Here is a 19,729-nt window from a genome sequence, read left to right on the forward strand (position 1 = left end):
AAGTTAAAAAGGTTGATGCAATACTATAGTTTATATACATATGTGTCATGAAAAATACCATTTTACATGAGTATGGATTGTAGGATCGATTAGCAAGGTATCTATCGATTGCCATCTATAGGCATTGTGCTGATCGTTTAGTATGATTTGATCATGTGGGAATGTTAGTACGTATGCCAATACTATATAATGGGTTGAAATATGATTTCCAAATACACTGTCTTCATATAAATGCTCAAAGACTCCATGGAAATGGGCCTCGTGTATGGGTATTAATTTTCCCAGTTCAGCCATTGTGATCCGCTCAAATGCATTTTCTAAAGATTCATTTTTATAAATACGTCCGCCGGGGGTAAACCAGAATCCCCTTGCCGGAGCATTGAGTCGTTCGCCTAAGAGAATCTCGCCCGAATCGTTTTGAACGATAAGATCGATTGCGATGAGAGGGGTGTTGGCAACGACAGTCGTAAATGTTTCGGTATCGAGAAAGGACATTAATCGTTCCCGAAGAGATCGCGGCTATAGACTTTATCGGCGACATCATCCAAAACATCGGCATGGCGGTTGGCAATAATCACATCCGAGAGCCGTTTAAATTCACCGAGGTCACGGATGATGCGCGAACGGAAAAACTCCTCTTCGTGCAGAGTCGGTTCGTAGATGACGACTTCGATCCCTTTTGCCTTGATCCGTTTCATAACGCCTTGGATAGCGGAAGATCGGAAGTTGTCACTTCCCGCTTTCATAACCAGTCGATAAATCCCGACGATTTTCGGATTTTTACGAATGATCGTATCGGCGATAAAGTCTTTGCGTGTCGTATTGGCATCGACGATAGCCCGGATCAGGTTGTTAGGTACTTCGTTGTAATTGGCAAGAAGCTGTTTGGTGTCTTTGGGGAGGCAATAGCCGCCGTATCCGAATGAAGGATTGTTGTAATGGTTTCCGATACGGGGGTCCAAGCCGACACCGTTGATAATTTGGCGGCTGTCCATTCCGTGGCTTTCGGCGTAGCTGTCAAGCTCGTTGAAAAAAGCGACCCGCATCGCCAGATAGGTATTCGCAAAGAGTTTGATCGCCTCGGCTTCATCCGCATCGGTAAAGAGTGTCGGAATATCTTGTTTAATCGCACCTTGTGCTAACAATGCGGCAAACATGCGTGCCCGTTCGCTTTGTTCTCCTACGATGATGCGGGAAGGGTAGAGATTATCGTAGAGTGCTTTTCCTTCCCGTAAAAATTCGGGAGAGAAAATAATATTGTCGGTATTGAACTGCTGTTTGATTTTTTTGACGTATCCGACGGGAATGGTGGATTTTATCACCATCACGGCATCGGGATTGATAGAGAGGACGTCATTAATGACGTATTCGATCGTTTTGGTATTGAAATAGTTGGTGTCGGGATCGTAATCGGTCGGTGTCGCAATGATAACAAAATAGGCTCCGCTGTATGCTTCGGTTTTATCCAGCGTCGCTTTAAAATTCAAATCGTCTCGTTTGAGATACTCTTCGATCTCCTTATCCTCGATAGGAGACTCTTTGCGGTTGATCATTTCGACTTTGTCGGGAATGATGTCGAGGGCTACGACCTCGTTGTTCTGGGCGAGTAATAATCCGTTGGAAAGCCCGACATACCCTGTTCCGGCAATGGCTATTTTCATTTATATCCTTTTAAAATCGTCATCGATGCGGACTATGTCGTCTTCACCCGTATATTCGCCGACTTGAGCTTCGATCAATACGAGATCGATTTTACCCTTATTCTCCAAACGGTGCATCTCTCCCATCTTGATATAGGTCGATTCGTTCGGACGGACGAGAAAAGTGTTGTCCCCGACGGTAACGGTCGCGGTACCGCTTAGGACGATCCAGTGCTCGTTGCGATGGTAATGTTTTTGCAGCGAGAGCCGTTTGCCCGGTCGGACGACGATCCGTTTGATTTTATATCCCGGAGTATCTTCGAGGACGGTATACGTTCCCCACGGACGATGGGCTGTCAAATGAATATTCGGCAGGTGGGAGTCACGTTTTTTGAGTTCGGAAACGACCTCTTTTACCTTTTGCGAAGAGCCTTTTTTAGAGATAAGGAGAGCATCTTCGGTATCAATAATGATCAAATCGTTAATATCAATGGTTGCGATTGTCTTATGCGATAAGATTAGATTGTTATGTGAATCGATATTGATATGGTTGTCGGTGAGGGTATTTCCCTGAGCTTCTTGAGGCAATTCTTCGTATAGGGCATCGAAGCTTCCGAGATCGCTCCAATCAATATCGCTGGGAATTACTTTGACTCGGCTGCTTTTTTCCATGACGGCATAGTCGATGCTGTCTTCCGGGATTGCTTCCATATCGGCATAGGAAACCCGAATAACTCCCTCTTTGGACGCATTGGCATAGGCCAGTTGTGCCGAATCATAGATTAGGGGGGAGTACTGTTTTAGTTCGTTGAGGAAAACGCCTGCTTTAAAGCAGAACATTCCGCTGTTCCAGTAATAATTTCCCGCATCTATATAACGCTGGGCCGTTGCCGAGTCGGGTTTTTCTTTAAACGAGATGACATCGGTTCCGCGAGCTTCGATATAACCGAAACCGGTTTCAGGATAAGCGGGGGTAATTCCGAACGTGACCAGATTGTCCTGAAGGGCTTCGAGTTTCGCTTGTTCGAGTACTTCGAGATAACGTTGTTCATTGCGGATGAGATGGTCGGAAGGGGTGACAAGGACGATTTCATCAGGTTCCAGTGCCAGACATGCCAGAGCGATAGCCGGAGCGGTATTGCGTCCGACGGGTTCGAGTAAAAAGGTATTTTCAGTAACGTTCAGTTCACAAAGCTGATCGACGGATAAAAAATATTGTTCGGCATTAGAGACGATGACTTGTGCATCGCATGCTTTACTGTTACGTTCGACGGTCAATTGGAAAAGTGATTTGCCGTTGAAAAGCTGTACGAACTGTTTCGGCATCAGTGTTCGGCTAATCGGCCACAGCCGTGTTCCGCTTCCGCCGCATAGGATAATATTGGTCATTGCAGGTACCATCCGTACATTTTTTCGATCCCCTGTTGTAATTCGACGCGATGTTTCCATCCCATAGCATGCAATTTACTGACATCGGTGAGTTTTTTCATCGTTCCGTCAGGTTTGTCGGTATTGAAATAAAGTTCCCCTTGATATCCTACGATCTCACGCACCATATAGGCAAGATCATGGATGCTGATGTCGATTCCCGTACCGATGTTGATATGGGTATTGCGAATCTCTTTTGTAGCGCTGAACGTATCTTTAAAGTCGCGATTCTCCATCAAAAAGACGCAGGCATCGGCCATATCCTCGCTCCATAGAAATTCACGCATCGGTTTTCCGGTTCCCCAGATTTCGACACGCTCGCCGCTGACGCCGAAGCCTTGGAGATAGCTTAACGCTTTTTCGGGGCTATCCATTTTTAAATCCGCTAAAACCGCTTGGACATTATTCTCATAAAGCAATTTGGCTAAATAAATTTTGCGGATTAATGCGGGAAGGACATGTGATTTTTCCAGATCAAAATTGTCGTTCGGACCGTAGAGATTGGTCGGCATCACGCTGATATAATTGGTTCCATATTGAAGATTGTAGCTCTCGCACATTTTGATTCCCGCTATTTTGGCGATAGCATAAGGTTCGTTGGTGTATTCCAGCGTATCGGTAAGCAGAGCCTCTTCGCGCATCGGTTGGGATGCATTCTTGGGATAGATACAGGTACTGCCCAAAAACATCAGTTTTTTTACACCGTGAAGATAACTTTGATGGATCACATTGTTTTGAATCATCAAATTTTCGTAAATAAACTCGCCTCGGTAGGTGTTATTAGCAATGATTCCTCCAACTTTGGCCGCCGCAAGAAAAACGTATTCAGGTTTTTCGGTAGAGAAAAAGGCTGAAACGGCTTGTTGATCGCATAAATCGAGTTCATGATGGGTACGGACGACAATATTCGTATACCCTTTCTCCCTAAGATTTTCGACGATGGCGCTTCCGACAAGCCCCCGATGCCCTGCTATGTAAATCTTGCTGTTTTGTTCCATCGGTTTACTCGAAATAACTCATGATTTTATAGCCGCCCTCTTGGAGATAGACGTCTTTCGTCATCAGTTTAAGATCCGATTTCATCATATCGTCCACAAGCTCCTTGAGGTTGTATTCACGATTCCAGCCGAGTTTTTGTTCGGCTTTGGTCGGGTTACCGAGGAGGAGGTCAACTTCGGTCGGACGGAAATAGCGTGGATCGACGGCAACGACTTCACGGCCGATTTCGAGCTGATATTCCGGGTTGCTGCACGATTTTACGATCCCTTTTTCATCTACTCCGGTGCCGACGAATTCAAGCTCGATGCCGCAATATCCGAATGCCATGCGGACGAAATCACGCACCATAGTTGTTTGACCCGTTGCAATAACCCAGTCTTCGGGTTCTTCGGCTTGAAGGATCATCCACATCATGCGAACATAATCTTTTGCATGCCCCCAGTCCCGTTTGGCATCGAGATTTCCGAGGAAAAGCTTATCCTGAAGACCTAGAGCGATTTTGGAAGCGGCGCGGGTGATTTTGCGGGTAACGAAAGTCTCTCCGCGCACCGGAGACTCATGGTTGAAAAGGATACCGTTACAAGCGAACATTCCGTATGCCTCGCGGTAGTTTACCGTGATCCAGTATGCGTACATTTTGGCAACCGCATAGGGAGAACGGGGATAGAACGGAGTCGTTTCCGACTGCGGAGTCTCCTGGACTTTGCCGTAAAGTTCCGAGGTCGATGCCTGATAAATTTTGGTTTTTTTGGTCAATCCCAAAAGCTTGACCGCCTCAAGGATACGCAGAGTCCCGGTTCCATCTGCGTTAGCAACGTATTCAGGGGTTTCAAAAGAGACGGCAACATGGCTCATTGCAGCGAGATTGTAAATCTCATCAGGTTGAACCTCTTGAATGATACGGGTTAGATTCATACTGTCGGTCATATCGCCGTAATGGAGAAACAGATTACGGTTATCGACATGCGGGTCTTGATAGAGATGGTCTATCCGATCGGTATTGAAAAGGGAGGTACGGCGTTTGATACCATGGACGATATACCCTTTTTTGAGTAAAAATTCGGCTAGATAGCTTCCGTCTTGCCCGGTTATTCCGGTGATGAGTGCGACTTTAGACATGCGGTTCCTTTGTAACTGATTTGAAAGGTAAAGAGTGAAAAATCATATTTTTTTCTCCCATTCTAGGGCGGTTTTGCATATCAACGAGAGATCGTCATATTGCGGCTGCCACCCTAACGCGTTTTTTATTTTAGTATTATCCGCAATCAGCAAGGCCGGATCGCCAGGACGGCGGGGAGCTATTTCTACCGTGAAATCAGCACCGCTTACTTTTTTAACCGATTCGATTACTTCTCGAACGCTGAATCCATGCCCGTATCCGCAGTTGAAAATATCGCTTTCATGGCCTTCATCAAGGTAGCCCAAGGCACGAATATGAGCCGATGCGAGGTCCTCGACGTGGATATAATCGCGGATACAGGTTCCATCCGGCGTATCATAGTCATCTCCAAAGATAGAAAGTTTGTTTTTCTTTCCTATCGCTGTTTGTACGGCTACTTTTATTAAATGGGTTGCATCCGGGAAGCTTTGCCCAATTCGGTTTTGGATATCGGCTCCTGCGACGTTGAAATAGCGGAGGATAACGTATTTGAATTGGCTGTAGGCGGCTGCGGTATCGCGTATGACCGTTTCACTCATCAGTTTGCTCATTCCATATGGATTGATTGGTTTAGTCGGCATGTTTTCCGTAATTTTTATCTCGTTATCGGTATGGGACATGGAAGTAAAATCGGGTTCCCCGTAAACGGCTGCGGTGGAGGAGAAAATCATTTTAGTAACACCGTACTCATGGCATAGCCGGATTAAATTGGTAGTATTGACCGTGTTATTCATATAATATTTCAGCGGATTGGTGACTGATTCGGGAACAACGATACTGGCGGCAAAATGGATGAGGGCATCAAACGTATCGGTCAGAAAGATTTTTTCGACTGCTGCAAAATCGGCTAAATCGGTACGGTAAAAACGGAGTGTTCCGCGTCCGCTTTGCCGAGAGATTTTTTCAAGAGTATCGAGTGTACTTTCGTGTCCTGTAGAGAGATTATCCAAGACGATGATGTCATGATCGCTTTTTTCCAAGAACTGTTTAACGACATGGCTTCCGATATATCCTGCTCCGCCGGTAATAAGGATTTTCATAAATGCTCCATGTATAGGTTAGTGTTGAACATTGGGAATCATTGATGGGGCCTCTTGCTCATCTGGTATATCGGGTGTTGACGTTTCAACAGGTTTTTGTTTAGATACTTTTGTCCGTATCGCGGCAAACCGTTTTTTGGTGATCCCTTTTTGTTTACGACGTTTAAGCCGTTGGTCAAAGAGCGACAAAAAGATATAAAACATCAGGCAAAATAGAAGCAACGATAAAACACTTTCCGCACTTCGTATCTGGTAACCGATCAGCGTAAACGCTCCTTGGATCGATGCAAGCAGGATAACGACGAAAGGAACATCCATCTTGACGTTATACAAGAAATGGTGGATATGGTTTTTATCGGCGCTGAATGGTGAAATACCGCGCTGAATTCTCCGTGTCATGACGATGAACGTATCCAATAACGGCAATGCGATAATAAACAATACGGCAGTTGGATTGATATATTGCAGAGATAAAATACTCAAAAGAGCAATGATAAAACCGATTGTCAAAGAGCCGCTGTCCCCCATAAAGATTTTTGCTGGATTCCAGTTAAAGAGTAAAAATGCGATGATCGTCCCGATCAGCGATAGAGAGAGGGTAATCATCAGTTCGTCATTGTTTAAAATCCCGATCGATAAAAAAGCGATCAGTATGATGAGTGCGATTGATCCCGCCAAACCGTCTAAACCGTCCATCAGATTGAGAGAGTTAGTGAACCCGGCTACAGCAAAAAAGGTGAAAGGAAGAATGATCCATGCCGTGAGATTGAGGGTATAGCCGAAATAAGTTCCGATAGAAGATATTTCTACCCCATAAAGGTAAAGGATCAATGTGGAAATAAAGATAAAAAGAAATTTCAAACGCGGAGAAACATCAAACTTGTCATCTAGAAAACCGATCAGAAAAATAATGGATATAGCACTGTAAATGTAAAAATATTCGACAAATTGAGCGAGATTAAAAAGGAGACTACTCAGCATAAAAGCACCGAAAATAGCGATTCCACCACTGCGTGGTGTTGCCCTTTTGTGCGCGCTTCGGCTATTGGGGATATCAACCATCCCAACTATATCTGAGTACCGGATAAGCAGAGCTAGAAAAGTCGATGCCAGTAAAAAAGTAGAGAAAAAAAATATTAGCTGCATGATAAAAATTATAGTCTAATTCTTCTTAATTGTTTGAGCAATTTTTTTTATTTGAAATAGTTTTTGCATATTATTTGGATACTTTTAGTAGGTTTTAACGTATGTTACATCGTCAATGTAACCGAATTGTAATCAGTACAGTGAAAAAAGGCTGATTTTGCAAAAAAGATCGTTACAAGACCGTGATCGGAAGATAAAACTCTAGATCGAATTCCCCCGTTTCGTTTAAAAAGTGGTTATTGCGGTAGATGGCATAGGGGGGAAGGGTTTTGGCCTCAAATCCGCTGTACGGAAGCCATATCAGATAGGCGTATTGCATAAAGCGAAGCACATCGCCGTATTTTCCGCTGATATGAAAAACGGCGCATAACGAAGCCGGGATTTCAAAACAGGCGACCGTTCCGTGCGGATGGATGTCTTTGTCGATTTCGATCGCGGCGATATAGGCACATTCGCTCAGAGGGGTGATCGTCGGATTATCATGGTGAAAACCGATTTGCCGTGCATTCTCCCCGATACGGTTTTCCAGGCTCCATGCATAGAGGCGGTTCCAGCTGTTTTTGATCGAGATGTCGTAACCGTTATGGCGGATATAGGCGGCACGGATCGGTGCGGTACGGATGATTTTTGGAATCGTACCGCTGAAATCGCGGAGCGATTCGCTGGCGCTTTTGGAGCTTTCGATGATCTTTTTGGAATACGTGAGATAGGCTCCGTTTCTCCATATCTTGGGAGTAGTCTGAAACCGTTCTTTAAACGCTTTGATAAAGGAAGTTTGGGAACTGTAGCCGCACATCCGGGCGATTTGGGAAATGGTTGCGTATTTGTTGGTTAACAGCAGGCTGGCCGCTTTTTGCAGACGGATCGACTTGATCGTTTCGTATAGGTTTCTCCCCGTCTCTTCTTTAAAGATACGGTGAAGGTGATGGGGGCTGAGGTGATTGAGCGAAGCCAGTTCATTGACGTTGAGATCCGAATCGATATGGAGGTAAATATAGGAGAGGACACTATTGACGGTATCGGCTCTTTGGTTTTTGGTTTCGCGCTTCATATCTAATGTTAGCATAAATGAATCGCAAAAATGTATATTTTGGATAATAATTTTGCCTGTTTGGATAAAGAATAAGTTTTCTGTTTTTTCTACAATGTCGGAAAAAAAAGGATATGCAATGAAACGTTCGTTTATCCGTGAAATTTTAGAGACGATTAATTCCGATACGATCTCTTTTGCGGGTGGATTGCCCAATGAAAAACTCTTTCCGATGGATGCTATCGCCCAATCGGCACAAGAGGTCTTGAACGATCCTAAATCCCTGCAGTATTCGTTTAGCGGAGGGATTCCTCAACTGCGTGAAAAACTGGCGGCGTATTACACGGCGATGGGTTTAGAGACAACGAAAGATGAGATTTTGATCACGACGGGGGCACAGCAGGCACTGGATCTGATCAGTCGTGTCCATTTCAAACAGGGTGCCGTTGTAGAAGCTCCCGCCTATCTGGGAGCATTGAATGCGTTCAACGCAAACGGATGTCCTCTGTTTCCGACGCCGATAAGTGATTTAGAAGCGTTTGAATACCATTTTTCCAAAACCAAACGGGCTTATTTGATGTGTGACTTTCAAAACCCGACAGGGAAGTGCTATACTCTACAGGAGCGGAAGCGGTTTGCACACAGTGCACTCAAACATGAGGGGCTGATTGTGGAAGACGGAGCCTATATGGAGCTGTATTTCGAAGAAAAGATGCCGATTCTGGCAATGTTCGCCCCTGCGAATACGATCCATGTCGGGTCGTTCTCCAAAATTCTCGCTCCGGGATTGCGGCTGGGATGGATACGGGCAGAGAGCCGATGGCTTCAGCCGATTTTGGCACTGAAAGAGCGTTCGGATTTGCATACGTCGACTCTTTCGCAAATGATCGCCGATGATTTCTGGCAAAGAGGCGCGTTCGATACGCATTTACCGAATATTCGGGCGGTATACGCAACCAAATGCGATTATCTTGCGAACAAATTAAAGATTCTTTTACCCGAGTTCGTCTTTGAAAAGCCGAAGGGGGGGATGTTTATTTACGGTACGTTTGAAGGCGATATCGATGCACATGCCCTGGCTATGGAATGTTTAAAAAGAGGAGCGGTATTCGTACCGGGCGGAGAGTTTTATGACGGTTCGCCGAAAAGTTCCGAAGCACGTTTTAACTTTACCCATTCGACATTTGCTGAAATGTTCAGAGGCGTTTCGATTATCGCCGAAACGTATAGAGAATTTGTCAAAATACGGCAAAGTGCGTAAGAAATTACAAAGAGAAGAAGCCCATGCATGAAATCAAATTTCCTTTTTTAGAACATATCGGCGGCAAGTTGATCCGTTATGACAGGGGGATGGCGGAGGTCGAACTTTCCGTCGAAGCGTATCATCTTCAGCATATGGGATTTGTACACGGCGGAGTTATCTCGACATTGATGGACAACACGGGATGGTATGCCGCAGTCTCGAACCTCGCTGAAGGGCACACTTCGGTGACGATGGAGATCAAGATCAACTATCTCAAACCGGTTGTAGGAAAATCCTTGCGTGCCATCGGAAATGTCGTGCGTCAGGGAAGAAGTACCTCTTTTGTCAAAATCGAACTTTATGACGGAGAAAATCTGGTCGCTTTTGCGACGGGAACGTACGCCGTGATCGAGGATAAATCCTGACGCTATTAATAGAGAATTTTACATTAATTTTACATTCAGGGGGTAGACTTTGCGGTATTTATTTATGCGAAAGGGATCCTCATGAAAGCTTTGCTATCGGTTCTGGCAGTGATTTCTTCTCTCTGGGCGGGAGATGTTGTCAGCTATAAACAAATGTCATTGGAACTTGCGACCGTAATTGCACAGGAAGCGGTAAAAACATGCCGTGAACGGGGATATCAGGTAAGTGCGGTCGTGGTGGACCGCAGTGGGAATCTGCAAGTCGCGTTACGGGATGTTTATGCCAGCCGGTTCACGACCGAGATCGCACAGCGCAAGGCCAATACGGTCATTTTGTCGGGAACGGATAGCGGAGTATTCCGTAAAAACCGTGAAGATATCCGTCAGGAACTCAACCACATCGACGGAATTATCGTCATGGAAGGAGCTCTCCCCGTCATCTCCGGCGGGACGCTGCTAGGAGCCATCGGTGTTAGCGGTGCTCCGGGGGGTGATAAAGACGCCTCATGTGCCGAGGCTGCTTTGAAAACAGTCGAAGACAGGCTCGTTTTCGCCTCTGACGAATAGAGGTATGAATCGGCGCGATTTTTTTGCGAAGGTTAAAACGTACAATTTTCCGAAAGAGTTTTTTCGGAGAAACGATGTCCCTTATAGAAATTTTTACCGATTACGTACAGCATAAAAAAAGTCTCAAAGAGTATGTGGAAATACGTAAAACGATTCACGAACGGGGTGAGTTTAATGACGAATCGCTGATTAGAGCGGAAGAAAATCTGATGCGGCTTCGACAAGAAAATCCGGAGGTTTATACCGGGATGTATGATCTCCTTTCTCAAATTTACGAACGTAATCACGGCCTGACAATCGAGTATCCTATCGAGTTTATCCGTCAAATCCTTCAAATGTACGACTCTCCTTTCTCTCCAATTCAAGTTTATGAAGAATACAAGCGGGTACTAGATCACTATCATCACGATGTCTGAACCACGAAACGAACGGTGCGAGTTTTTTGCGAATAATTTTCTTTAAGATGGACGCAACTTTTTACACAGGAGCTTCGTTTTATGAAAGAGTACATGCCGTTTATCAATGGAAAAAATAAACCTTCCCATCCGGGAAAGGTGATCGATGATGTGAATCCGGCAACAGGAGCAGTATTTGCAAAAGTCCATTTAGCCAGTCCGGAGGATATAGAAGAAGCGATCAGCACCGCGTATGCGGCATCTAAGCTTTGGGCTAAAACGACTCCGCGCGAAAAAGAGGCGGTATTACTGAAGGCAGCAGATATCTTTGAGAGTCGTACGGATGAAATCCGAACGATTTTAATGCGGGAAAGCGGTTCTGTGTATGCCAAAGCAATGTTTGAAATCGGACTTGTTACAGACATTTTGCGGGTAGCTGCCGGTGAAGCAAGACGGGTCTTCGGCCAAACCTTTACGTCGAATGATCCGGGAGTGTTATCGTACAGTACACGTCGCCCGTTAGGAGTCATTGCCGGTATCTCTCCGTTTAACGCCCCTATGATTTTAAGTACGAAAAAATTTGCCATGGCAATAGCTGCGGGCAATGCATTCGTCCTTAAACCTTCCAGTCATACGCCGATTTGCGGACTTATTTTCGGTGAAATTTTTAAAGAAGCAGGATTGCCGGATGGAGTCCTAAATATTATCCCTTGTTCGAGCGGCGATTTGGGGGAGACTTTTCAGAGCGATCCACGCATTGAGATGATTACATTGACGGGTTCTACCCGTGTCGGCAAACTGGTAGCGGCTTCTGCAGCGATGCATTTAAAAAAATGTACGGTTGAACTAGGCGGCAAATCACCGATGATCGTACTTGGAGATGCGGATATCGATTATGCCGTTGATACGGCGATATTCAGTATATTTCTCCATCAGGGGCAGATCTGCATGGCTGGATCACGTATCATCGTCGAAGCCGATATTTATGATGCATTCTGCGAAAAATTTGCGGCTAAAGTCAAAATGCTGAAAGTAGGAAACCCTGAAGATCCGACGACGATTATCGGACCGTTGATTGAAGAAGCACAATGCCGTTTTATCGACGGGCTTATCGATGATGCGCTGTACAAAGGGGCAACCCTCCTTTCCGGACGCGAACATGAGGGATGCTTTTATAAACCGACAGTTATTGCCGATGTCACCGAAGAGATGGTGATCTTTCATGAAGAGGCATTCGGCCCGGCTGCAGCGATAATCAAAGCGCGTGATATCGATCATGTCATCGAATTAGCTAACAACAGTACATATGGTCTCAGCTCATCGGTCATTACGGATAACCTTAGCGCGGCATTGAAACTCTCAGAAGAGATTGAATCGGGTATGGTACATATCAACGGCCCGACCATTCAGGATGAAGCCCACATTCCTTTCGGCGGAGTCAAAGAAAGCGGTATGGGACGCGAGGGGGGACATTTCGCGATCGAAGAGATGACGGAACTCAAATGGGTCACCGTCGAAGCAGCTGGAAACCGTTCTTATCCTTTTTAACTCATGGAGTACTTTGGAGCTTCAACTTTACGGACACAGGTTTTATTATGATTAACAGATTTGCAGATTTCCCGATTAACGAAGAGGTGCAAAAATATATTTTCGTCTTTTTCGGCGCTGTATCACTGGGATTGGGGGTCGTGTTATTTTTGATTCCGAATCATATCGTCGCTGGAGGGACTCCCGGTATTTCGATTCTGATTAACTACTTTAGCGGAATTCCCGCAGGGATACTGATGTTTTTGATCAATATTCCGCTGGTTTTGATGAGTATTAAGTTTATCAGCAAAGGGTTCGCTGTCCGGACTGTTTTTTCGATTGTCGTTTCATCATCGACGGTGGATATGCTGCGCGAATATTTTCAGGTAGCGGCATGGACGAATAACCCGCTTTTAGCCAGTTTGTTCGGTGGTATAGCGATAGGAATCGGTTTAGGGTTGATGATCGCCGGCAATGCTTCTGCCGGAGGTCCGTCGATTATAGCGCGCTATATAGCGGATCGGATGCAATGGAAACAGAACAATATAATCATCGCGATGGATTTCGTCATTGTCATAGTCGCTGGGATTGCGTTTGAACGGGTAGAGAGCGCTTTGTTGAGTTTGATCGTCGTTTATGCGACGGGGAGAGGATTGGATACGATCATCTCCGGAAGACCTTCTAAAAAAGTGGTCCACATCTTTTCAAAAAATGTGAAACTTTTAAGTCATCATATTATCGAATCTTTGGGACGTGAAGGCGTTATTCTCGAAGGGGTCGGAGGTGATCCTGACGAAACGCAGAAAGTATTGATGCTTATTATAGAAAACCAAAAGATCCGTGCCGTGCGCGAGATCGTAAAAGCATATGATCAAGAGGGATTTTTAGTAGTGATCGAAGCCTCTGAACTTCATTAGGAAAGAGCCTCTTTTTGGAAAGATCAGAGGGTGATTTTATATCCGATTTTAGAATGACAGGCGATAAAATCCTTCGGCAGTTTTTGCCGAAGTCTAAACATTAGGGATCGCAATGCCCCTTCTCCGACCAGTTCCCCATCCCAAACATAATCTTCAATTTGTTCAACCGTGACGACTTTGCCCAGATTTTTTATCAACAGTTTCAACAGTTTATTCTCTTTTTCATTCAACTCCAACTTTTCACCGTTGAGTAGAAGCTCAAAGTTTTCGGTATCGTACAAGTAGCCGTGCGGAAGGTTAATCAACCTTTTTTTGGCGTGTTCATCGACTCGCAGCTTGCTTTGTAGCGACAAATTTTCAGAGGTGATATCACTGATTTTAGCCGTGAGCTTTTGAGCTTCGGAAAAGGTTTTAAGAGCAATTTCTACAGCTGTTTTCAATTCAACCGCTTTAAACGGTTTGAGGACGTAGCCGTAAGGTTTGATGTTGATCGCACGATCGATTGTCTTGTTCTTGTCGTTCGCCGTCAAAAAGACGATCGGTACGGAATATATTTTGGAAATTGCTTCGGCAACTTCGATCCCGTCTTCCCGGTTTTGAAGTGTGATATCCATCAAAACCAGATCGGGTGTTTTGGCCGTTACGAGTTGAAGAGCTTTTGTACCGTTGGCGGCAATTCCGACAATCTCATAGTCAAAATCGCTCAACATTTCTTTGATATTGAGAGCGATAATGCTTTCGTCTTCGACGATCAAAATTTTTGCTTTCAAGCGTTTCCTTTCTCTTTAGGGATGAACGTGATGGAACATTTAAAACCGTTGGAAGAATCAGAAACGATTTCGCCGTTTAATTGCACCTCCGTGATAGTATTAATCAGCTGACATCCTAGCGAAGCAGATGTTTTTACCGTATCGCCGTTGATTCCCACTCCGTTATCGTTGACGCCGAAAATAACCGAACCGTTGATTCCGTTTCGAATAAAAATATCAATGCTTCCGCTCTCTAATCCGACAAAAGCGTGTTTGATTGCATTCAAAAAAAGTTCATGAATAATCAAGGCGACGAGAACCGCATCATCCATCGTCAAAAAAATATTTTCGGCATTGAGGTGGAATGTAATATTTTTATGCTGGGCGTACAGATCGATCATTGCTCGGGAAAGACGTTCGAGATGCGACTTCATATTGATCGTCGCGAGATCACTGTTTTGGTAAAGCATCTCATGCACCAATGCGATCGCATAAATACGGCTTTGGCTTTTGGAAAGAGCCTCTTTGACATAAGGGTTTGTTTCACGCCGATTTTGCATTTGCAGGAGAGAAGAGATAACTTCCAAATTGTTTTTGACACGATGGTGAATCTCTTTTATCAAAACTTCCTTGTCTTGCAAAGAACTTTTTAATGCGGCATTCTGGTCGATGATGATTTTCTCTTTCTCTTTTTGTTCGGTGATATTTCGCCCGAAAGCACAGATAAATTCCTGCTCCGTACTGTAAAAATAACTGGCAGAGATTTCTGCCGGGAAAATACTGCCGTCCTTACGGGTTTGCATACGTTCAAAACGCAATTTTTTGCGTTCCTTGATTTCGCGTAGAAATTGCTCTCCCTGTTCTGTAGGGAAGGCATGATCGACGCTCTCCAGCGACATTGTCAAAAGTTCCTCTTTCGAATAACCGAGCATAGAACAAGCGGCATCGTTGACGTAAAAAAAATGGGTATCCATGGTAAACCAGTAAATGGCATCGGCACTGTTGTCGAGTGCAAAGTTAAAAAGCTGGAGTTCTTCTTTCTCTTTTTTCTGGTATTCAGAGAGTTTAATAAGAGCGTCTTCTGCAATAAGAGCCGTACGTCTTAATAACGTATACAAGAAGAAAGCACTGAGGATAAAAAATACGACACCGATAAAAAAAGGAAGACTGAATGTATCGTCTCCGGGAGTAATCAGGTGAATCGATACCCTGTCCACGACAGCCACTCCGATAACTCCGACGATTGCGAACCCGAGTGCCTGTATTTTGGCGCGATTATCCGTGGACATTTTTTTGATTTTAGAGATCAATTCTCATTCCTTTTTCTTAATCCGAAGCCCTCTTTGAGTGCATCATTTTATCCTATATAAGCGGTAAAAAGTCAAATTATTCTCGTCATAAATGAATTTTTTTTAAAACCGATACATGCGATTTTTATGCGAATTTTTTAGTTTATATTTACCCCGTTCAAAACTTATTGAGGGGGTTATATGAAGAAGTTGGCTGTAAGTCTGTTATTAATGACGTATTCTGTCTTTGCGGTAGAGCAGGGTCAAAATTTTAAATTTAAAAATGGAGAACACGCTTTTCAAAAAGTGTGTTTTCATTGTCATTCGCTTAAGACCGCTCCGCATACTATTTTTACCAAGATGGATGATGCTGAAGGTATAAAGCTACGGGCTGAAGGGATTTTTCAAACGGTTAGACACGGCAGTAACGCGATGCCTGCTTTCCGAAAATCGGAAATCGACGATACGACGTTGAGAGACTTGGCTACCAAATTGGCCAACGGTACGATCACCGATCCGTCCGTACATTGAGGAGCAAGCCATGGTTCGTAGAGATTTTTTAAAAAATACTGCGCTTGCGGCTGCGACAGCCGCTGTGTATTCTCCGCTTTCGGCTGCGACGTTCGGTAAGGAGGCCCAACAAAAAGTTATCGCTATCGTATCCGAATCTGCTTATGAGACGGGATACCGCAGTGCATTGGAAAAAGGAGGTAAAGCGGATGAGGTGATTTCGCTCGGGACAGACGGTATGAACAATCTGTATACATTGACCCGTGCGATTGAAAATAATCCCAGAGCAATCTTTTGCGGACTTTTGACCCCAAGCGATCATGTGCTTTTAAACCATGTCGCCATGACAAATTCGCTTTCGTTCGTATCTGAGATCGCTCATACTCCGGTTTATTCAGGAATAGCACACACTGAAAGTACGTTTGCGATGACATCGGCTAAAAAAGCATTTGATCAGTTTGCATCGTTGAATACCGATCAATACGGAAGAGTGCTCTGCTCGTATCACACGAGCGGAACATATCATACATCGGCAATGGCAAAACAGGTTGATTTTGTGTCGGATCATGCATCTAAAAATGCGTTTGTATCTTTTGTTTTAAAAGCTTAAAAGGGGACTTAAATGGGTAAAAAACTGACTGCTTTGCCGAAAAACGTTTCGGTAGAGACAATGAATAAAGCAATTAAAGAATTTGTAAAAATAGTAGGTGCCGATAATGTGCTCATCGGCGATGAGGAAATGGTACCGTATAAAAAGATCATGATGGCAGTTCCGATCGAGGAACATATGCCCGCTTTGGCGATTCAGGCATCCACAAAAGAAGAAGTTATCGCCATCGTAAAAGTCTGCAACAAATACGTGATCCCGCTATGGACGTTTTCTACCGGTAAAAATATGGGTTACGGTACGGCTGCACCGGCTCAACGCGGAACGGTGATTCTTGACCTTCATAAGATGAACAAAATTATCGAAGTTAATCCGGATTTGTGTTATGCGGTACTTGAACCGGGGGTTACCTATCAACAATTATTTGATTATATCCATGAAAAAGGATACAAACTCTGGCTCTCCTGTCCTGCACCGAGTGCGATTGCCAGTCCGGTCGGTAATACGATGGACCGCGGTGTCGGTTATACCCCATATGGCGAGCACTTTATGATGCAATGCGGTATGGAAGTTGTTTTAGCTGACGGGTCATGCTTCAAAACCGGTATGGGAGGAATCAAAAATTCGACCAGCTGGTCGGTTTTCAAATGGGGATTCGGCCCTTCTTTGGACGGTATTTTCACCCAAAGCAACTACGGTATTTGTACGAAAATGGGGATTTGGCTCATGCCTGAACCTCCGGCGTACAAACCGTTTTGCGTCACGTTTGACAAAGTTGAAGATGTCGAAAAAATCGTTGAGGTTCTTCGTCCCCTTCGTATCGCAAACATTATTCCGAATGCGTTCACGATCGCCAGTACTTTGTATGAAGCAGCCGGTGTCGTCAGTCGTGCCGATTATGTCGACGGAAACCGTTCTATTACCGACGAGGAAATCGAAAAAATCAAACAGCATACGGGTATGGGAACATGGAATGTGTACGCCGCATTGTATGGCACTCCTGAAGGGAACGAAATGAACTGGAACATTATCAAATCGGTTCTATCGTCCAATTTTGAAAATATTAAATTCCTCACCTCCGCAGAGATGGGCAATGATCCGGTATTTAAATACCGTGCGGATTTGATGCGTGGATATATGACCCTTCAGGAATTCGGTCTCTACAATTGGAGAGGCGGCGGAGGGAGTATGTGGTTTGCTCCGGTATCTCCGGCGGAAGGGAAACATACTCTAAATCAATCGGCGTTAGCTAAAAAAATCATGAATAAATATGGATTCGACTATGTAGCTGAGTTCATCGTTGGCTGGCGCGATATGCACCATATCATCGATTTGCTTTATAACCGAAACGATCCGGAAGAGATGAAACGTGCGCACGATTGTTATGCGGAACTGGTACGTGAATTTGCGGAGCAGGGATACGGTGTTTATCGTACAAGCAGCGGGTTTATGGATTTGGTTGGCGAAACGTACGGACCGGAAATCCGGGGAGTATTCCAAAAAATCAAACGGGCACTCGATCCGAAAGGGATCTTGGCTCCCGGAAAATCCGGGATTTATTAATGAAAACGCGTTTGAGTATAGGTGGGGTGGCGTTCCTCATCGGTTCAGCTGCGTTTAGTGCCGATTCCTTGGTATCGGCACTAAACGAGGGACATTTTTCCGGCGGTGTACGGGCTCTGTATGCTCAAACGTACAATGACGTTGGAGACGATCGATACGGGACGGGGATAGGACTCCGCCTCTCGTATGAGACGGCTTCTTTGTACGGAGTGCAGGCAAAAGTGACAATGTTCTCTGCGAGTGGTTTGGGATTAAATTCGGGCAATCCGAATGAAGTGGAATCGATCTTTTTTGAAAATGATCAAAGCAAACAGAGCCGAGATGCCTTTGGGCGCGTCAATACCGTTTACGGATCGGGGGCGGACAGCTACGCCGTTTTAGGCGAGGCATATCTCAAGGCGACATTTGGAAAGACATTCATTCAGATAGGACGTATGATGGTCGATGCTCCGTTTGCATCATCACATGACATCTATTTGGTCCCCAACACGTTTGAAGCGGCCCAGATTGTAAACGTCAATATCCCCGATATGACTCTTGTACTGTCTCACGCCACCCGTATGAGCGGTCCGGATATGGTACAAAGCAACAGCTTCGCAGGTTCTTCACAAAATGTCAAAGCCTCCGATTTCGTCAGTATTTCCAGAGCATCATCTTTTGAAGGATTAGCAGACGGAGACGGCGATTTGACGACGGAAAAAGATAATGCCGGAGCTACGGTAGCCGGTGCGATTTACACCGGTATCAGTGGATTAATTTTACAGGGATGGTTTTACCGCGTATGGGATGTCATGGATATGCCGCATTTACAGGCCGATTATCATCTTAAAGCGGCAGATACCGATCTGTTTGCGGGAGTACAGTGGGCATCTCAAAAAGCGATCGGAGGTACCAAAGACACTCTGGCTCATCCGGTAGCCGGATCGCCGTTGATCGCATTGGGAATCGACAATATCGATGCATACCATTATGAAGCGAAGATGGGAGTTTCGTATGCGGGAGCTACACTCACTGCGGCGTATGCCAATACTCGTGGAGTCTCCGGAAACGCAGCACGGGGAGGATTTGTCTCTCCGGTCGGCGGAAATGCGTCGTGGGTGCGTACCCGTTATCAGTCGCCTCATTTCGGTTTTACCGATACCTCATGCTACACCGGCGGCACGGATGCATATTCGCTTGGGGCAGAATATGATTTCGGCTATGCAGGGCTGGAAGGATTAAAAGGAGGACTAAAATACCTTTTCTTTAACCGTGACAACCAGTATTCGTCAAGTCCGGGACTGCTGTATTATAAACCTAATGCGTATCAAGATACGAATGCCATAGAAGCTTCACTGGATTATGAAAAGCTTTTCGGCGTGAAAGGGTTTGACGGCGGTATAACATTACTCTCGGTCGATAATGATGACGCTGCGGGCAACGCTTCCACCGATCATATAGACCTTCGGGTCGCTCTCAACCTTATGTTTTAATGCGAAAACAGTTTTCTGAGAAT

Annotated in this window: 20 protein-coding genes; 10 read left to right on the forward strand and 10 right to left on the reverse strand. The window is 45.0% G+C overall.

Features of this window, described 5'->3' with window-relative positions; genetic code table 11:
- Nucleotides 1-45: 45 nt before the first annotated feature.
- From Q0389_RS07230 to Q0389_RS07265, 8 genes are all read right to left on the reverse strand, one after another.
- The gene (locus tag Q0389_RS07230) at nt 46-495 is read right to left on the reverse strand and encodes a GDP-mannose mannosyl hydrolase (RefSeq protein ID WP_298693179.1); all 450 of its coding nucleotides are present in this window, start codon (nt 493-495) and stop codon (nt 46-48) included.
- Nucleotides 495-1,661 (reverse strand): nucleotide sugar dehydrogenase, encoded by a 1,167-nt coding sequence (locus Q0389_RS07235; RefSeq protein WP_298693181.1) that lies wholly within the window; start codon nt 1,659-1,661, stop codon nt 495-497. Before Q0389_RS07235 ends, Q0389_RS07230 begins: the two co-directional genes overlap by 1 nt.
- On the reverse strand, nt 1,662-3,029 hold the full coding sequence (locus tag Q0389_RS07240) for a mannose-1-phosphate guanylyltransferase/mannose-6-phosphate isomerase (protein WP_298693183.1): 1,368 nt from the start codon (nt 3,027-3,029) through the stop codon (nt 1,662-1,664).
- Complete coding sequence (locus Q0389_RS07245) at nt 3,026-4,066, reverse strand: GDP-L-fucose synthase (protein ID WP_298693185.1); 1,041 nt, start codon at nt 4,064-4,066, stop codon at nt 3,026-3,028. Before Q0389_RS07245 ends, Q0389_RS07240 begins: the two co-directional genes overlap by 4 nt.
- Nucleotides 4,067-4,070: 4 nt before the next feature.
- Complete coding sequence (gene gmd, locus Q0389_RS07250; RefSeq protein ID WP_298693187.1) at nt 4,071-5,186, reverse strand: GDP-mannose 4,6-dehydratase; 1,116 nt, start codon at nt 5,184-5,186, stop codon at nt 4,071-4,073.
- A gap of 42 nt (nt 5,187-5,228) precedes the next feature.
- Nucleotides 5,229-6,266, reverse strand: a complete 1,038-nt coding sequence (galE, locus tag Q0389_RS07255) for a UDP-glucose 4-epimerase GalE (protein WP_298693189.1) — start codon at nt 6,264-6,266, stop codon at nt 5,229-5,231.
- Nucleotides 6,267-6,284: 18 nt separating this feature from the next.
- A complete protein-coding gene (locus Q0389_RS07260) occupies nt 6,285-7,412 on the reverse strand; it encodes a glycosyltransferase family 4 protein (RefSeq protein ID WP_298693190.1) in 1,128 nt (375 codons plus the stop codon).
- A gap of 172 nt (nt 7,413-7,584) precedes the next feature.
- The gene (locus tag Q0389_RS07265; protein WP_298693192.1) at nt 7,585-8,478 is read right to left on the reverse strand and encodes a GyrI-like domain-containing protein; all 894 of its coding nucleotides are present in this window, start codon (nt 8,476-8,478) and stop codon (nt 7,585-7,587) included.
- A 103-nt stretch (nt 8,479-8,581) separates the two neighbouring features.
- Between Q0389_RS07265 and Q0389_RS07270 the strand changes: the two genes are divergently transcribed.
- The 6 genes from Q0389_RS07270 to Q0389_RS07295 all read left to right on the forward strand — a co-directional run bounded on the left by Q0389_RS07270 (nt 8,582) and on the right by Q0389_RS07295 (nt 13,516).
- Nucleotides 8,582-9,703, forward strand: coding sequence for a PLP-dependent aminotransferase family protein (locus Q0389_RS07270; protein ID WP_298693194.1), 1,122 nt, complete (start codon nt 8,582-8,584; stop codon nt 9,701-9,703).
- A gap of 23 nt (nt 9,704-9,726) precedes the next feature.
- A complete protein-coding gene (locus Q0389_RS07275; protein ID WP_298693196.1) occupies nt 9,727-10,110 on the forward strand; it encodes a PaaI family thioesterase in 384 nt (127 codons plus the stop codon).
- Nucleotides 10,111-10,191: 81 nt separating this feature from the next.
- Nucleotides 10,192-10,677 (forward strand): heme-binding protein, encoded by a 486-nt coding sequence (locus Q0389_RS07280; protein WP_298693198.1) that lies wholly within the window; start codon nt 10,192-10,194, stop codon nt 10,675-10,677.
- A gap of 74 nt (nt 10,678-10,751) precedes the next feature.
- A complete protein-coding gene (locus Q0389_RS07285) occupies nt 10,752-11,093 on the forward strand; it encodes a hypothetical protein (RefSeq protein WP_298693199.1) in 342 nt (113 codons plus the stop codon).
- 81 nt (nt 11,094-11,174) lie between these two features.
- Nucleotides 11,175-12,620: an aldehyde dehydrogenase family protein gene (locus tag Q0389_RS07290; RefSeq protein ID WP_298693201.1), complete on the forward strand. Its 1,446-nt coding sequence runs from the start codon at nt 11,175-11,177 to the stop codon at nt 12,618-12,620.
- 47 nt (nt 12,621-12,667) lie between these two features.
- Nucleotides 12,668-13,516: a YitT family protein gene (locus tag Q0389_RS07295; RefSeq protein ID WP_298693203.1), complete on the forward strand. Its 849-nt coding sequence runs from the start codon at nt 12,668-12,670 to the stop codon at nt 13,514-13,516.
- A 23-nt stretch (nt 13,517-13,539) separates the two neighbouring features.
- On the opposite strand, the gene Q0389_RS07300 is transcribed toward Q0389_RS07295, so the two are convergent.
- Entirely contained in the window at nt 13,540-14,286 is a 747-nt protein-coding gene (locus Q0389_RS07300) for a response regulator (RefSeq protein WP_298693205.1), read from the reverse strand.
- Nucleotides 14,283-15,554: a histidine kinase dimerization/phosphoacceptor domain -containing protein gene (locus Q0389_RS07305; protein ID WP_298693206.1), complete on the reverse strand. Its 1,272-nt coding sequence runs from the start codon at nt 15,552-15,554 to the stop codon at nt 14,283-14,285. The genes Q0389_RS07300 and Q0389_RS07305 overlap by 4 nt, the downstream gene beginning before the upstream one ends.
- Before the next feature lie 201 nt (nt 15,555-15,755).
- Between Q0389_RS07305 and Q0389_RS07310 the strand changes: the two genes are divergently transcribed.
- From Q0389_RS07310 to Q0389_RS07325, 4 genes are read left to right on the forward strand one after another with little or no spacing between them, the layout of a single operon-like run.
- Nucleotides 15,756-16,085, forward strand: a complete 330-nt coding sequence (locus Q0389_RS07310; RefSeq protein WP_298693207.1) for a cytochrome c — start codon at nt 15,756-15,758, stop codon at nt 16,083-16,085.
- A 10-nt stretch (nt 16,086-16,095) separates the two neighbouring features.
- The gene (locus tag Q0389_RS07315) at nt 16,096-16,674 is read left to right on the forward strand and encodes a twin-arginine translocation signal domain-containing protein (RefSeq protein WP_298693208.1); all 579 of its coding nucleotides are present in this window, start codon (nt 16,096-16,098) and stop codon (nt 16,672-16,674) included.
- Nucleotides 16,675-16,686: 12 nt separating this feature from the next.
- Entirely contained in the window at nt 16,687-18,234 is a 1,548-nt protein-coding gene (locus Q0389_RS07320) for an FAD-binding oxidoreductase (RefSeq protein WP_298693209.1), read from the forward strand.
- Nucleotides 18,234-19,706, forward strand: coding sequence for an OprD family outer membrane porin (locus Q0389_RS07325; RefSeq protein WP_298693210.1), 1,473 nt, complete (start codon nt 18,234-18,236; stop codon nt 19,704-19,706). The genes Q0389_RS07320 and Q0389_RS07325 overlap by 1 nt, the downstream gene beginning before the upstream one ends.
- The last annotated feature ends 23 nt before the right edge of the window (nt 19,707-19,729 follow it).

It is taken from the genome of uncultured Sulfuricurvum sp., from assembly GCF_937936435.1.
GTDB lineage: Bacteria > Campylobacterota > Campylobacteria > Campylobacterales > Sulfurimonadaceae > Sulfuricurvum.